Genomic DNA, 15,697 nt, shown 5'->3' with positions numbered 1-15,697 from the left:
GGGGCATGGAGCGGGGAGCTGCTGCGCTTTCCCGCTCCTGCCTGCGGGCCCCCGCGGTGGCGGCCGTGGGCATGCGAGAGAGCGAGAGGGACGATGACTGGTGCGGTGCACCGCCGGCGAAGACGCCGAGGCGGGGTGGCCGGATGGGCGGGCACGGTGGTGGCCCTGGTGGTTCTTGCGCTGACCGCGGGGCTCCTCCAGGCGCCGTCGGCGGCAGCGCAGAACCAACGCGGCGATGCCTACCTCAAACTGATGACACGGCTACTGAGCCGATACACGGTTCCATACGTGGATCCGTTCCGGGTTACTCGCCCCAACGTGGGCGGTCAGGCCATGGGAGCCGAGAGCATTACCGATCTCGCCACTGAGGGCACCCTGCCGCAGGGCATGGACGTCGGTGTGATCATCCGGCCGCGCGACGTGTACCTGATGGGCTTCTACGTGCAAACGGCCACCACTCGGCGTGTTTGGTACCTCCGAGACAGGTACGACACCCAGGAAATTGCGTGGCTCAACAACTTCGTCCGGGGTCAGGACGATAGGCGCCGCAACATACAGCCGGTCCAACTCGGCTTCGACGGCAACTATGCCACGCTACGTACACGAATGCGCACCGGCCGCTACGAATTGAGGACCGGTCCTGGCGCCCAGTACGGATGGCCGGCGCTTACCCCGGACAACATCGACCGAGCCCTCCGCGACTTCAGTGATGCGCCCACCTACAGGTCCGGTGACGGTTCTGATACAGCGGGCGCGATGTTCGTGATGATCGTTACGGTGGCGGAGGCGTTCCGTGACAACGTCATCAGGGGCAGAGTCATCCAGGCCCTGGATCCGCAACCCGATACGCCCGTCGATGACGCCATCGACGGCTTGGACGAGTCGGCGATCCTCAGCTGGACGAACAGCAGCAGTGAAGTGGCGCAAGCCAACGCCGCCGACCCCGATCGCTTCCGGAACATGACCCAGCGCGGAGGGCCCGAAAACCGGCTACGACTCGCCGTCCTGAACCGCGGCTGTGATGGTCTCCGGCTCCCGAGGTCGACGCGGCCGGTTTCCTCATCAGGACAGTGCCAAGCCGAAAAGCCCATCCAGGCGGCGGTCGCCGTCAACGACCAATCCGATGTCCTGCTCTTCAACGGCCCGAACTACCAGCGGCTGCACCACGCGACCGTGCCAACCGGCGACAAGAAGATCGACTCGTGGGGGCTGATCGGTGGACCGGACGCGGTGCGGAGCATCTCCCAGGACGTTCCCGCATTGCGGGGGACGGTGTTCGTCAACGGCATCGACGCCGCGATCCGGCTTCCCGGCCACCCCGACGACCTGCTCCTCTTCAGCGGTGACCAGTACCTCCGCCTGTCGCTCGACAAGGAGGCCGCATGGCAGGGACGTCTGGGCGGCACCGTCGCCACCGGCCCGATGAAGATCTCGGAAGCGTTCCGCCCGCTCCGCGGGACCGTCTTCGCGGACGGTTTCGACACCGCGGTCGCCGTCGACGGGAACAATGCCTACTTCTTCAAGGGGGATCAGTACGCCCTGGTCGGCATCGACATCGACGGGACCGGGGACAAGATCATCAACGGTCCGAAGAAGATAGCCGACAACTGGTCGGTCCTGCGTGACACCTGCTCCGAAAGCGAGGGGGCGCCGAGCGGTGGGGGACTCTGTTCCGGTCTGGACGCGGCCTTCTACGCCCCCGTGCCCGGTACGGTGAAGGACCGGACCACCGGAGGGAGTGACGCTCCCCCGCCGCCGACCATGGGGACGGTGTTCATCAAGAACGGCGCCTACGTCACCATGAAGGTCAATCCCGGCACGGTGAACGACGAGCGCCTCGCCACCGGCCAGATCGACACGGACTGGGGCAGCCTACGGCAGTCGATCTTCTCGGCGGGAGACGGTGCCATCCGCATCTCGGACAGGGTGCGCCGTCCGCCCAAGGAGATCTCCTCCGGCCAGCTCGAGGGCCTGACGGGCCGGTGTCTGGATGTGAAGGACGGTTCGCGCGACTACGGCACCACGGTCCGGCTCAACGACTGCAACGGCAGCGACGCCCAGAACTGGACCCTGCCCGGCGACGGAACGGTCCGGGCCCTGGACCTGTGCCTGGACGCGGACCACTCGGGCAAGACCTACGGCACCAAGGTGCAGCTGTGGGGCTGCAACGACAGCGAGGCCCAGAAGTGGACCCGCACCGACGCCCACGAGCTGAAGAACGTCAACGCCGACCTGTGCCTGGACGTACCCGACTCCGTGGCGGACGACGGACGGCAACTGCAGCTCTGGGGCTGCAACGGGAGCGAAGCGCAGAAGTGGGTGCTCGACACGCTGTCGGGCAAGGACAAGCCCAAGCCCACACCCGGCGACGCCGGCGACCCCTTCGACGACTCCGCCGACGACCGCGGCACCAAACCCGCCTCCTCCGGCGACTGCCGTCCCGAGGGCATGACCCCGACCAAGGGCGTTTCCACCCGCTACTGCGACGTCTACGACGGCGCGGGCCGCGAGTGGGTCGGAAACAACCGCACCCGGCGCATGGTCGGCTACTTCACCGGCTGGCGCGCCGGGGCGAACGGGGACCCCAAGTACCTCGTCTCCAACATCCCCTGGTCGAAGGTGTCCCACATCAACTACGCCTTCGCCCGCGTCGACAACGACCGGATCTCCATCGGCGACCCGTCCGACGCCAAGAATCCGGCGACCGGAATGACCTGGGACGGCGCGAAGAACGCCATGGACCCGTCGCTCCCGTACAAGGGACACTTCAACCTGCTCAACACCTACAAGAAGAAGCACCCGGCCGTGAAGACGCTGATCTCCGTCGGCGGCTGGGCGGACACCCGGAACTTCTACGCGATGACCACCAACGGTGACGGCTCGGTGAACCAGGCCGGCATCGACACGTTCGCCGATTCCGTCACGGAGTTCCTGGACCGGTACGGGTTCAACGGCGTGGACATCGACTACGAGTACCCGACCGCACTCCCCAACACGGGCAACCCCAAGGACTGGGACGTCTCCAACCCCCGCCGCAAGGGCCTCCAGCAGGGCTACAACGCCCTGATGAAGACGCTGCGCGAGAAACTGGACAAGGCCGGGGCGGACAAGGGGCACTATTACCTGCTCACCTCCGCCGGGTCCTCGTCCGGCTACCTGGTGCGCGGGCTCGACGCCGGACAGTCGCTGCAGTACCAGGACTTCGTCAACGTCATGACGTACGACCTGCACGGCTCGTGGAACAAGTTCGTCGGCCCGCAGGCGCCGCTCTACGACGACGGAAAGGACAACGAGCTGGCCGACGCCGGCATCTACGACGACAAGAAGGCGGACACCAAGGACTTCCGGAAGCACGGCTACTTCAACGTCGACTGGGCCTACCACTACTACCGCGGCGCACTCCCGGCCGGACGCATCAACCTCGGCATCCCGTACTACTCCCGCGGCTGGCGGGACGTGCAGGGCGGCTCGGACGGGCTGTGGGGGACGGCCGCGATGCCGGACCAGTCCAAGTGCCCGCAGGGCACCGGCGGCCGGGGCCCGGCCAACGCGCAGTCGTGCGGTCTGGGTGCGGTCGGGATCGACAACGTCTGGCACGACACAGAGGACGGCCGCGAGGTCGGCGCAGGGTCCAACCCGCTGTGGCACACCAAGAACCTCCAGAACGGCATCACCCCCGGATATCTGGACTCCTACGGGGTCAAGGACGCGAAGCCGACCGGCACCTACGCCGAGAAGTACTCGGACGCGCTCGAGGCGCCCTGGCTGTGGAACGACTCCACGAAGGTCTTCCTCTCCACCGAGAACGAACGCTCCATCGACGCCAAAGCGAAATACATCGCGGACAAGGGCATCGGCGGCGCGATGGTCTGGGAGCTCGCCGGTGACTACACCAAGCGCCCGGGCGGCGAGTGGGGCATGGGCTACGACCTCACCACCCGTCTGGACAACGCCTTCAGGAGCACAGGCGCGTACGGCAACGCCAAGGCCGGGGGACGGCCGCAGCCGAGGGAGGTGATCGACGTCAAGGCCGAGCTGGTCGACTTCCCCACCGGCGCGAATGACTTCTACCCGGTCCAGCCCAAGCTGCGGATCACCAACGACAGCAAGGTACCCCTCGGCCGGGGGACGGAGATCTCGTTCGACATCCCGACCTCGACACCGCCGGTCGTCAAGGACAACGACTACAAGGAGATCAAGGGACTCACCCCCGGGCACACCGGCCCCAACGCCGGCGGTCTGAAGGGCGACTTCCACCGGCTCACGCTCAAGCTCGGCTACTGCGAGGATCTGCCGCCGGGCAAGTACCGGGACATCGACCTCAAGTACTACCTGCCGATCACCGGCCCCGCGAACGTCACCTTCAAGATCGGGGACAAGGAGTTCGGCAGCACGGGCGACCGCCGCCGCGACGTCACCGTCGTCGACCCGCCGGCCCCCGCCTCCGGGGACCGCTGCCAGGCGGCCGACTACACGAAGGGCCAGGTCTACCGGCCCGACGGCGGGCGGCTGTGGCGGATGTACGACAAGGGGGACAAGGGCTGGATGTTCGAGTACGCCGACAGCCCCTCGGGCCGGTCGATGATGATCGACAACAACCCCGACCAGTCCCGTGTCCACCTGGTGGAGCTCGGTGAGTCCAACCCCAACCAGTACTGGCGGATCCGCCCGGCCGGAGACGGCCTCTACACGATCGGCAGCGGTGACCGCTGCATGACCGCGACCGACTCCCGCGAGGACGTCGCCTCGGTCGGCTGCGACGGGCGCACCGAGCAGAAGTGGAAGCTCGTCCCGATCGCCGACAACGGCAGCGAGGGTGCACCCGCAGGCCCCCGGCACAGCGGGCTGTTCAAGCTCCGCTCCGCCACGGGCGACCACGACGTCGAGGTCGCGGGCGGCGCGACGACCCGGGAGACCCACATCCTGAGCGGCGACCCGGCCGCTTCGACGGCCGCGTTCGTGAGGCACGACGGCTGGTACTGGTACGCCCAGTGGTACACCATCGTCGCCCCGGGCGAGGCCGAGTCCAACGGCGGCAAGCCGTGGAAGAAGCTCGGACCCGCCGCGTAGCGAGCGGGACGACGGACAGGGCCCGGCGGAGCGTGATGCTCCGCCGGGCCCGGCGACGTGCTCGTGGTGGAAACACCGGGCGGCGGCGGGTACGGACCGCCTGGGAAACGCGCCGTCCGCCCGGACCGGCCGTCGTCGGTCACCGTCAGCACCTCACGTTCGTGTGTCTAGTGCTCGATTCCGCTTTCGATGGGTATATGTGCTGGTGACAGGTCGGTCTCGGGGGTGGGGTGCCGGGCGATGGTCTTACGGGCACGGCAGGACGGCAGGCCGGGTGAGCGGGAGATGGTGCTGCGGCTGGCGAGAGCGAGGAAGGCTCCGCAGGACCTGGTGATGCGGACGAGGATGGTCGAGCTGAGCTGGGCCGGGGAGACCGTGCCGGTGATCGCCTACGAGCTGTGCTGCAGCGAGAAGACCGTGCGCCGCTGGCTGCACCGCTTCAACCACAAGGGGCTGGAGGGGCTGGAAGACCTCGGCGGTCAGGGACGCAAACCAAGAATCACCCAGGCGGAACGCTCGCACATCATCGCCCTGGCCAGGTCAGTGCCACCGGGCCGGCTCGAAGTACAGCCGGACGGCGAGCTTGAGGCCGCTGATGAGTCAGGGCCACCACTGTGGACGCTGGACACACTCGCTGAGGTGGCCCGGCGCGACGGGATCGAGGTCGGCCGTTCCCAGGTCAGGCGCATCCTGCTCGCCGAGGGGGTGCGCTGGCGCCGTACCCGGTCCTGGACCCGCTCGCGGGATCCGGACTTCGAGGGAAAAGGACGCGGATCACCGGCCTGTATACCTGCCCGCCCGACGGCGCGACGGTCATCTGCGCCGACGAGCTCGGGCCGGTGATCCCCCGCACCTTCCCGCCGGCGCCGGGCTGGTCGCCGGACGGCCACCGCATCAAATCCGAGATCGACTACAGCCGCGGCCCGGAGAAGACCTGGGTCTACGGCGGTCTGCGAGTGCGGGACGGGCAGCAGGTCACCATGACCGCCTCCTCCCGCAACAGCACCTTCTACCAGCAGTTCCTGCAACTGATCGAGACCGCCAACCCCACCGGCGACATCTACGTGATCACGGACAACCTCTCCTCGCACAACAGCCTGTCCACCCGGGCCTGGCTGGAGGACCACCCCCGCATCCATCACGTCTTCATACCCGTCGGCGCCTGCTGGCTCAACCTCCAGGAAGGCTGGTGGCGCATCTTCCGTAAAACCGCCCTCGCAGGCCAGACCTTCGCCGGCCCGGACGAGATCGACCACGCCACCCGCCTCGCAACCACCCAGCTCAACACCCGTGCACGGCCATGGGTGTGGGGCAGGCCCCGGCCCCCAACCCGCCAACTACGACGCCGATATGTGTACATCCAATGAGGAATCGAGCACTAGGGGGCAGCAGCCAAGGCGTCGAGGGTGCGCAGTCGTACGGTGAAGGTGAGGTTCTGGCCGGCCGGTGCCGTACACCGGACAACCGCTCTTGTTCTGTCGTTCGACAGCTCGATCGTCGGGGTTCGCCAATCGGGTGGGGGTGCTCCGCCGGTGGAGCCGAAGGCGTCGAGGATACGCGTGGCTGTGGACCACGGGGTGGTGGTCGTTCCTCTGGTGGTGAAGCCCTGCTCGATGGTCCACCGCGCCGCCTGACCGGACGCGCTGGTGGCGGCGGCCTCGGCGCGGATGACGGTGGCGCCTTCTGTGAGGGGTGCTGTGCTGAGGTCGACCGTGCCACCGGCCGGGACCTGGCCCGTTGTCTGGGACTCCCGTTCACCGGCTTGAGTCCGGCCGGTTGCCGGGTCGTAGGCGAAGACCCAGTCCCGGGTGCCCTGCCACTGTGTGAGCCCGGTGTCCGTCGTGGAGACGGAGCCGCCGACGAACGACACGAACGGACTCTGATGGGGCAGCGTCCAGGGAATCGGCGCTGGGACGGTGGCCGGTGTGGCCTTCCTGCTGCCGATGATCCGTACCGGGTGCGGCGCCGTCTCGCCGGACAGCACGAACACCGACTTCGCGTTGGGGCTGAGCTGGAAGTCGCAGTTGACGAAGGTGTAGTTGCACTCCGGGGTCGGCCCCGCGAGCCGGTTCAGGGAACTGTCGACGATGACGCACGGACGCTCGGTGGGGTCGGGATCGGGCGTCTGGAGCGTCGAGCTCTCCAGTACCAGACTGGTCAGGCTCGCGGTGAGCACCGCCGTTTGCCACCGGTCCTTGGGTCCCTGGCTCGGAAAGCCCTCCGAGCTGATCGCGAGGCCGACGCCGTGGAAGGAGCCGAAGGACGCCTGGGAGGTCAGGAGGACGGGCACGATCGAGTTCGGGGTGCCGATGTACCAGTCCCGCGCGAAGACCCCGACCACGTCCGTGGCCACGAAGTCGTACTGGGTGCCGTGAGTCTGCAGCCGTTTGACGTTCACCAGCGCCGTATTGCCGCTCAGCTGGAGCCCGAGGCGTCCGGCCCCGATGTCGATGTGTTCGAACTCGGCGAGGTAGGAATTGTTGCGGAACCGGATCCCGTCCCGCGCGGCCGACACCGTCACCCGGTCGAGCACGGCGTTCAGCGCCAGCTGGCCCTGGATGCCCGCGCCCCCCGAGGACTGGAAGCCCAGACTCCGTACGACCGGTGAGGAATAGCCGGGGATCCGGTCGAAGCGGTGGAGCAGATAGACCAGCACCGGGCCGGACCCCGGCGGACGGTCCTTCCAGGTGTAGCCGACGGTGAAGACGTCGACGTCTCGGTCGAAGTTGATGAGCAGCAGGGTGCCCTGATTGCTCGCGTCATCGGTCGGGAACTTGGCCGTCGGCGCGGTGAACGGCGCGGTCCGCGTGGCCCGGCCGGAGATGCGGATCGAGTCGATCCGGCCGGGGAACGGCAAGGTGCTGGGCTGGAACTCGGGCCAGCCGGAGATGCTGTCGACACCGAGGTAGACGCCCTCCTCGATGGCCTGGTTCAGCGGCCCGCTCGCCGCCACTTCAGCCAACCGCATCTGCTGCGGTGGCGCCCCTGGTGCCCCCGTGAACAACCTGAGCGCCGTACCGTCATAGGTCAGTGCGATGTGCATGGTGACGCCCACGGGCACGGCTTCGTCCAGGCGAGCCGTCACGTCCTGGCCACCGATACGGCAGGTGGCCGAGACCGCGAGTTTCGCGGCCCCGGTGTCGACCAGGTACACGCTGAACGCCGTGTGATCCGGGTCGCGTGTGGTGCGCCGTCCCGAGCTGCTGAGGACCACCGATGTCACGTCCCGTGGCCCGTCGTCGACACGGACGGTGCACTCGACGGAGAACGCGGGCAGTCCGTTCATACTGTCGAGCGCGGGACAGTCACGGAAGTCGAGCGTGTTCACACGCCCTTTCCGGAGCACGCCGGCCTTGCCCGACCCCGACAGCAGGGCGTCACCGGTGGGGAAGTGACCGACCTCGGCCGGGCAGATGCACAGCGCCGGGCCGAAAGCGGAGTTGAGCCGGATCGTGCTCGTGACCCGGTTCTCCCCGAGCAGCTCGATCCCGGGAAAGCCACTGACGAACAGCGGGCGAGCGATGTTGTACGTGCCCGGCGGAAAGTACAGGGTGCCGGTGCCCGTGCCGGTTCCGGAGGCCGGCTTCAGTGAATTCATCGCCGCGTTGATGGCGGCCCAGTCGTCCGTACCGCCGTCGCCCGTCGCACCGAAGTCCAGCACATTGGCGAAACCGTGGTGCGGCGCCAGAGTCAGGACTCCCTGCGCGTCACAGTGCCCGACAATCCATGCGTCGGCCGGCGCGGGGACCCGGCGTACGGCCCGCGCCGAGTCGTCGACCACGACGGCGGCCGGCAGCCCGAGGCCGAGCCCGGTCGTCGCGGAAGGCACCAGCCTGTCCTCGAAGACCGGGGCGTCGGCCGCGAAATAGCTTACTCGCGAACCTGCCGCGGCCGCTTGGGCAGCGACCCCCACCACGGCCGTACCGGCAGTGAGAGCGGCATGGGTGGCCTTGGTCAGCTTCGCCGGATCAGCGGGGTCCAGGGCCGGACACAGGACATCTCCCGCTGCTACGGCCACGGCGACGGTTGCTGTCTGCATCGACGCTCCCGGTCTCTCCGAATACTCATACCCGACAGGCAGCGGGAGTCGAGGAATCCGCCTTCTTCGCTTCACGTTGATTCGGCGGGCTACCCGCGCGCTAGCGCATAGGGTACTGATTCACGGGAATCCGGAGAGCTGTGCGGTGAAGAATCCATTCCATCGAGCGTAGGCCGCCAGGGCGTGGGCGGGGGGCCGGACTCGATCACCGCATGCCGTTCTCGTCGGGTTGCCGGGGGGGGTGCCGCCGGTCCCGCCCGCCAGTGCCGACGGCACGAACACCCGGTAGCCCCGCACCGGGTCGTATCCGTGGATCTCCTTGGTGTCCAGGGCGTCCATGAAGTCGAGGATGTCCTTGCTGAACTCCTGGCCCGGGACCAGGATCGGGAAGCCGGGCGGGTACGGGGTGACGAAGATGGCCGACACGACCGGAAGCCCGGCGTTGACCCGGCGCCGCGCCTCGTCGGACGACACGAACTCGCACAGCTCCTCCCGGTACGCCATGTAGTAGGCCCGGCGCATGTCCCCGTCGGCCGCGGCGCCGGTGGGGTCGGCACGGAACGTGGCGTGGAACCGCGAGAAGTCCGGCAAGGGCGGGTGGTCGTGGGCGAGCTCATCGGCCCGGAGGTCGAAGGCGCGCTTCTGCTCGGGCGTCATCCGGCCGGTCGCGGCCTCCAGGTCCTCCGCGATCCCGATCAGCGCCCTCAGCAGATGGGCGACGGCGGTGCGGGTCGTGCCGATGTTCGTCATCGCGAGGACCGTGTTGCGCGTGGTCTTGTTGACCTGGATGCCCCAGCGGTCCATCAGCTGCACGCGTTTGAACGTGTCGCCGTTGATGCCTGTCGCCGAGATCTCGATGGTCATCCGGCACGGGTCGAGGACGAACTCGTCGACGCCCCAGGCCTCTTCCATCGCCACCGGCCCGGCACGAAGGGGGCACTCGGTGCCCCACGGCCGGTACTCGTCCGGGATCAGGTCGCTGCTGGAGAGCACGTGGAAGTACTTCGCGAGGAGGGGGTGCTGCGCGATCCGGTCACGGAGCGTCATGGCCAGTTCGACCTGCCGCGAGACCAGCTCGAAACCCTCCAGCTCGACCTGTCGTCGGCCGACGTCGAGGGATGCCAGCACCTGGTAGTTCGGAGAGGTCGAGGTGTGGGTCATATAGGCCTCGTGGAACGCCTCCTCGCTGCGTCGGGCGAAGTCGTCGTCGTAGACGTGGATCATCGATCCCTGGCGCAGTGAGGTCAGGGTCTTGTGCGTCGACTGCGTGGCGTACGCGCGGATCCGCACCTCGTCCGGGTCCGGGAGCAGCGGCTCGCGCACCAGCTCGTCGTCCGTCATGCCCCGGATCCGCTCCAGGTGCCGCTCGTACTCCCTCCGGTACTCCGCCGTACCGAAGCGTTCGGTCAGCCGGGCCGCGGCCGCCATGGCGGTGCGCCGCCGGTAGACCGGGTGGAAGCGGGCGAACGCGAACCAGGCCTCGTCCCGGAGGAACACCGGATCGGGCTTGATCGCGAGGCACTCGGTCATCACCCGCTCCACGTCGTACACGACGCCGTCGAACGTGCAGTTGGTGAGCGAGATCAAGGCGACCTGGTCGAGTCTGCCCTCGCGCCGGTACGTCAGCAAGGTCCGCTTGACGTCGGCCAGCGGGATCGCGCCGTACGTCGCGCCGAGCTCCACGGTGTCGTCGACCTCACCGGAAACGGAGATCCCCTCACCTGGGTGCGCGCCCTGACCCTGGTGCGCGACCTGACCAGCCACGGCATCGCCGTCGACTGGCGGCCGGCTCTTGACGGCGAGGACGAATCCTGGCGCCGGCTGAGCCACCTCTACCCTCCCGGGGAGGTCGTCGGACGGGGTGGTGAGCGAGTACGTGACGCCTGGCGCGAGAGCTACTTCTTCTGCAAGTGTTTCTACCGCCACGGCCCCGGATTCCTCCAGGTCCGCGACTGGCGCACCGGGGAACTGCGCCGGATCACCATCGACGACCCCGCCTACCGGGCGGCGGTCGAGCCCTTGCTCCACGGCCAGGTCAGCACGTCCGTCGCCCCCGCCGTACTGGACGCCTTCACCGGCGCGGGCCTCGTCGACATCCTCGGCGAGTACGCCTGGTGGATGCCCTACCGAGTGCGGCGCTGGCCGCAATCGCACACCACCGTCTGAGCTGCCGACGTCGCGGTATGTCGCGGGGCGGGGTGGATTCAGCCGTCGCTCCCAACACCACGGTCGGGTGCGCTCATGTCCCCTGTCGCGGGGGTGCCGTCGGCGAGCCCGTAGCGCAGGTACACGGTGCCCTTCGGGCTGGCTGCCGGGGGTGCGAGGAGCGTGACGTTGGTGGGCACCGCGCCACCGTCGAACACCTTCTTCCCTACGCCGAGCACGATCGGGTGGAGCCAGAGGTCGAGGCGGTCGAAGAGCTTCTCGCGCAGGAGGGTCTGCACGAGGTTCAGGCTCCCGACGACCTTCACATGCTCGTGGCGATCACGGATCTCGCGCACCGCGCCGGCGAGGTCCGGGCCGAGCCGCGTGGACCCGGCCCACGAGAGGTTCGGCCTGCCGCGGGAGGCCACGTACTTCGGGACCCGGTTGAAGAGCGTGGCGATCTCGTTGTCCTCGCCACCCTCCTGGTGAGGCCAGTAGGAGGCGAAGATGTCGTACGTCCGCCGGCCGAGCAGCAGGGCGTCCGTGCCCTCGTACGCGGCACCGACCTGCGCTCCGGCGACCTCGTCCAGCAGGGGCGCCTGCCAGCCGCCGAACGGGAACCCCACCGGGTCCTCGTCGGGACCGCCGGGCGCCTGCCCGACGAGGTCGAGGGTCGCGAACAACTCGATGTGGATGAGGCCCATGGCTTACTCCCGATGAGTCGGTTGTCTCCGTCAAGAGATAGCCCTGCGGGCGCCCGCAGCCTCATCGCCGCGCCGGAACCCGACAAAGACGACTCTGGCCTGCGTCAGGTCATGTCGGGCGCGGCTGGGACCACGCCCGGAGACGTGAGCTGAACTCTCCCCGGCGGAAGCCGGGTTGTTCCCAGCAGGCCTTGCTGGTGCCGGCCCATCTACGGACGATGCCCGCGCGTGGCGGGTCTCCGGCCTGAACCCAATAGCGGCGTAGCAACACAATCCATACCTCAATACCCTCCGAGGAAGGCTTGGCCGAAAGGTGCGCCTTAACGTTCCTTCCAGCCCGGTGCCAGGATGAGGCGCATGACGGCTGCCTGGAGACGCTACGGGCTGGACGAGCTGGCCCGGCAGTACTCGCCCAGCTCCTGCGCTCCTGATATGCGGTACTGCCTGTCCGAATACGCGAAGCGCAGTGAGTCCGCGCGTCGGCTGCTCGACGTGCACGAGGCCGTGCCCTATGGCCCTGCATCGGAGCAGCGGTTCGATTACTTCCCGGCCGAGCGCCCGGGCGCGCCCCTGCACGTGTTCGTACATGGCGGCTACTGGCAGGAGCTCGGCCGTGCCGAGTCCTCGTTCGCCGCGACCGGCATGGTCGCAGCCGGGGCCGCGTTCATCGCGCTGGGGTACCCACTGGCACCCGGCTGCTCCCTGCCTGCCATCACGGCGATGGTCGGGGAGGGCATTCGGTGGCTGTGCGGCCATGCCCCGCAGTTGCCGGGCGCTCCCGGAAGAGTCCACCTCAGCGGCCACTGCGCCGGCGCCCAGCTGGTGGCTCACGCCTTGGCCGACACCGGGGCATGGCGGCGCAGCGGAATTGATCCGCTGGCAGCCGTCGGCAGTGCGACCTTGCTCGGCGGCGTGTACGACCTGGAACCGCTGGTCGGGACGTACATCAACAAGCCACTCGGCCTGGACGGGCCGACGGCCCGCGCGTGCAGCCCACAGCACGGCCCCCTGGTCCGGATGCCGCCTCTCCTCGTGGGCCGGGGCGAGAGCGAGACCGACGAGTACGCCCGCCAGCACCGGGAGTTCGTCGCGCGAGCCCGTTCCTGCGGCACCGACGTGACCGACCTGGTGGTGGCCGGACGCCATCACTTCGATCTTCCCCTGGACTTGGGGCGGGGCGCGACGGAGCTCGGTGCCGGGGTATTGCGGCTGATGGGCCTGAGGCCGGAGGCAGAAGGGTGAGCCATACCGTGGCGCGTGTCCATGTGCGTGGAGCAGAGCTGGCGTATGAAGTCCTCGGTCACGGCGAACCGCTGGTTCTGGTGCACGGGGGGATGACGGGAGGACACAGCTGGCGTGCTGTACGCGAAGCCCTCGCACGGTCCTTCCGGGTACTGGTCTACGACCGCCGCGGCCACAGCGCGAGCACGCATGGCCACAGCCTTGCTTCTTGCGCCCGTCGCGAGCACGAGGACGACCTGGCCGCCCTCATCAAGACCCTCGGACTCGGCCCCGCCCACGTCGCGGGCGTCTGCTACGGCGGTTCCACCGTGCTGGGGCTGGCCGCCCGCCACCCGGCACTCTTCCGCAGCGTCATCGCCCACGAGTCACCTCTGCTCGGGATTGTCGACGATGGCCCGGCCCTCGCGCTGGTACGAGCCGCACAAGCGGGCATCGACACCGCGGCGGCCCGCATCCGCGCGGGCAGCAACGAGGAGGGCGCCCGCGGCTTCCTGGAGGATGTGGTCCTCGGCCCGGGCGTCTGGGGTCGCCTCTCGGGTCCGGTCCGCGACCGCATCCTCGCCAACACCCCCGTCTGGGCCGCCGAACAGGCCGACCCCCATTGGGCCGGCATCGACCTCGACGCACTGTCCGCCTTCCCCGGCCCGGCGCTGCTCACCTACGGCGCCGACACCGTGCGCTGGCTGCCCCCGATCACCATCAAGCTCGCGGAGGTCATGAAGCACGCGGACCTGCGACGTCTCACGGGCATGGGCCACAGCCCGCATGTCCAGGACCCCGACGCGTACGTGAACCTGCTCACCACGTTCATCGCAGACGCCCGGGACACCACCGGAGCCCTGGCATGACCCGCGCCACGGCGTCCGATCAGGCCCGGGAGTACCCCGCGTTCCCGATGCCCCCGGTCTGCCCCTTCGCTCCGCCCCCGGGCTACGCCGAGCTACGCAGCCGTGCGCCCGTCACCCGCGTCGCATTCCGGGACGGCCGCCGCGCCTGGCTGGTCACCTCCTACACCCACGTCCGCCAGGTACTGGCCGACCCACGCTCCGGATCCAATCGCGGCGACGTCGGCTTCCCCACCATCGTCCCGCTCGCCCCGCACCGACCGGACAAGGGCAACCTGGTCTCCTTGGACCCGCCCGAGCACACCGTCCTGCGGCGCCTGCTGGCCGGCGGGTTCACCCTCCGCCGGATGAACGCCCTGCGCCCGCGCATCCGCCGTCTGGTCGACGGCCAGGTCGCGCACCTCATGCGGCAGGCCCGCCCCGTCGACCTGGTGGACTCCTTCGCCCGGCCGGTTCCCCTGCTCGTCCTGTGCGACCTGCTCGGCATCCCTTACGCCGACCACCGCCTGATCCTGCGGCTCATCGGGGCCCAGGTCCGCACGACGGTGACCGCCGGACAGCGGGAGGCGGCCCGCAGAGCCCTGGACGACCACCTGCGCGACCATGTCACAGCCAAGGAGCAAGCCCCTGCCGACGACCTGCTGAGCCACATCGCCGAGAAACTCCGCCAAGCCGGAACGTACGACCGCGAGGTTCTCACCCGGATCACCGCCATGCTGCTCGTCGCCGGCCACGGCACCACGATGAACACGATCGGGCTCGGCACGGTCGGCCTGCTGCGCGAGCCGGGGCGCATCGCCTCCCTCGCCCAGTACCCGGCCGAGATCCCCGGCACAGTGGAGGAACTGCTGCGCTACTACAGCGTGGCCGACCCCGTCAGCAGGCGTGTGGCACTGGCCGACATGCGGCTCGGGAACGTGACCGTCCGTGCGGGCGACGGCATCATCGCTTCCCTCCTGGCGGCCGACCACGACCGCAGTGTCTTCCCCGACCCCGGTACCTTGCGCACCGGGCACAACGCCCGGCATCACCTCGCCTTTGGCTACGGCGTCCACCAGTGCCTGGGCCAGAACCTGGCCCGGGTCATCCTCCAATGCGCCCTCGCCTCTCTTTCCACGCATGTGTCCGGTTTACGCCTTGCAGTCCCGGAGCGGGATCTCCCCCTGACGTCCGACGCCACCACATACGGTCTCCGCGAGGCATGGGTGACCTGGTGACTTCCTCCCGCGCCGCGACCGACGCCTCAGCGGGACGGGACCGTCTCCACAGCAGCCGGACGTTGTCCTTGACGTTGTCGATGACATCGCAGGCGCCCTCGCTCGCGTTCAGCTGCGGGACGTCCTTGCCGTAGTAGGCGTGGGCGGCCCGCTGGATGCCATAGGCACCGCGCCCGTACCAGCTGGTGTTGAGGCACTGCTCGAGGATCTCGTCCTTGCTCATCCTGTTCTCGAGCTTGATCGCGACGAACATCTCGGTGAGCTTGCGCGAAAAGGTCTGCTCCTGGGTGAGGTAGGCGTTCTTCCCGACGGGCGGGACGCCCCGCGTCCGGGGCAGGGGTTCGTACAGGCGGGGGCGAATGATCACTGGACCGTCCGGCAACGGGGGCAAGGGGCCCGGCCGCCAGGGGAAGAGCGGCCCGGCCGCTCTTCCCC

Annotated in this window: 10 protein-coding genes and 1 pseudogene; 7 read left to right on the top strand and 4 right to left on the bottom strand. The window is 68.8% G+C overall.

From position 1 onward, the window contains the following. The first annotated feature begins 93 nt into the window (after positions 1-93). The 3 genes from K6I33_RS08620 to K6I33_RS08610 all read left to right on the top strand — a co-directional run bounded on the left by K6I33_RS08620 (position 94) and on the right by K6I33_RS08610 (position 6,437). The gene (locus K6I33_RS08620; protein WP_308297091.1) at positions 94-5,070 is read left to right on the top strand and encodes a glycosyl hydrolase family 18 protein; all 4,977 of its coding nucleotides are present in this window, start codon (positions 94-96) and stop codon (positions 5,068-5,070) included. Between the two features lie 240 nt (positions 5,071-5,310). Then, a complete protein-coding gene (locus K6I33_RS08615; protein ID WP_229349490.1) occupies positions 5,311-5,913 on the top strand; it encodes a helix-turn-helix domain-containing protein in 603 nt (200 codons plus the stop codon). Beyond that, a complete protein-coding gene (locus K6I33_RS08610) occupies positions 5,910-6,437 on the top strand; it encodes a transposase (protein ID WP_229349488.1) in 528 nt (175 codons plus the stop codon). Before K6I33_RS08615 ends, K6I33_RS08610 begins: the two co-directional genes overlap by 4 nt. Before the next feature lie 11 nt (positions 6,438-6,448). Here K6I33_RS08610 and K6I33_RS08605 read toward each other — a convergent pair whose 3' ends face one another. Further along, on the bottom strand, positions 6,449-9,109 hold the full coding sequence (locus K6I33_RS08605; RefSeq protein WP_229349486.1) for a glycosyl hydrolase family 28-related protein: 2,661 nt from the start codon (positions 9,107-9,109) through the stop codon (positions 6,449-6,451). A gap of 120 nt (positions 9,110-9,229) precedes the next feature. Further along, positions 9,230-10,792 carry a hypothetical protein gene (locus K6I33_RS08600; protein ID WP_308297090.1) on the bottom strand — a complete coding sequence of 521 codons (1,563 nt, stop codon included), beginning with the start codon at positions 10,790-10,792 and terminating at the stop codon, positions 9,230-9,232. On the opposite strand from K6I33_RS08600, the gene K6I33_RS08595 reads away from it, so the two are divergent. Then, entirely contained in the window at positions 10,703-11,275 is a 573-nt protein-coding gene (locus tag K6I33_RS08595; RefSeq protein WP_238491371.1) for a DUF5825 family protein, read from the top strand. The genes K6I33_RS08600 and K6I33_RS08595 overlap by 90 nt on opposite strands. A 38-nt stretch (positions 11,276-11,313) precedes the next feature. On the opposite strand, the gene K6I33_RS08590 is transcribed toward K6I33_RS08595, so the two are convergent. Continuing rightward, the gene (locus K6I33_RS08590) at positions 11,314-11,958 is read right to left on the bottom strand and encodes a dihydrofolate reductase family protein (RefSeq protein ID WP_229349480.1); all 645 of its coding nucleotides are present in this window, start codon (positions 11,956-11,958) and stop codon (positions 11,314-11,316) included. A 357-nt stretch (positions 11,959-12,315) separates the two neighbouring features. Here K6I33_RS08590 and K6I33_RS08585 point away from each other — a divergent pair, with 357 nt between their 5' ends. The 3 genes from K6I33_RS08585 to K6I33_RS08575 are packed head-to-tail and all read left to right on the top strand — an operon-like array spanning position 12,316 to position 15,262. After that, positions 12,316-13,200, top strand: coding sequence for an alpha/beta hydrolase (locus K6I33_RS08585; protein WP_229349477.1), 885 nt, complete (start codon positions 12,316-12,318; stop codon positions 13,198-13,200). Next, positions 13,197-14,048: an alpha/beta hydrolase gene (locus K6I33_RS08580; RefSeq protein WP_308297089.1), complete on the top strand. Its 852-nt coding sequence runs from the start codon at positions 13,197-13,199 to the stop codon at positions 14,046-14,048. The genes K6I33_RS08585 and K6I33_RS08580 overlap by 4 nt, the downstream gene beginning before the upstream one ends. Beyond that, the gene (locus tag K6I33_RS08575; RefSeq protein ID WP_229349473.1) at positions 14,045-15,262 is read left to right on the top strand and encodes a cytochrome P450; all 1,218 of its coding nucleotides are present in this window, start codon (positions 14,045-14,047) and stop codon (positions 15,260-15,262) included. Before K6I33_RS08580 ends, K6I33_RS08575 begins: the two co-directional genes overlap by 4 nt. A gap of 91 nt (positions 15,263-15,353) precedes the next feature. Here K6I33_RS08575 and K6I33_RS08570 read toward each other — a convergent pair. Beyond that, positions 15,354-15,566 (bottom strand): annotated as a pseudogene (locus tag K6I33_RS08570) (transglycosylase domain-containing protein); the annotation flags it as partial. Positions 15,567-15,697: the final 131 nt, after the last annotated feature.

Source organism: Streptomyces sp. UNOB3_S3, assembly GCF_020740895.1.
In the GTDB taxonomy this organism is placed as follows: Bacteria; Actinomycetota; Actinomycetes; order Streptomycetales; family Streptomycetaceae; genus Streptomyces.
This window is presented reverse-complemented; position numbering and strand designations above follow the sequence as displayed.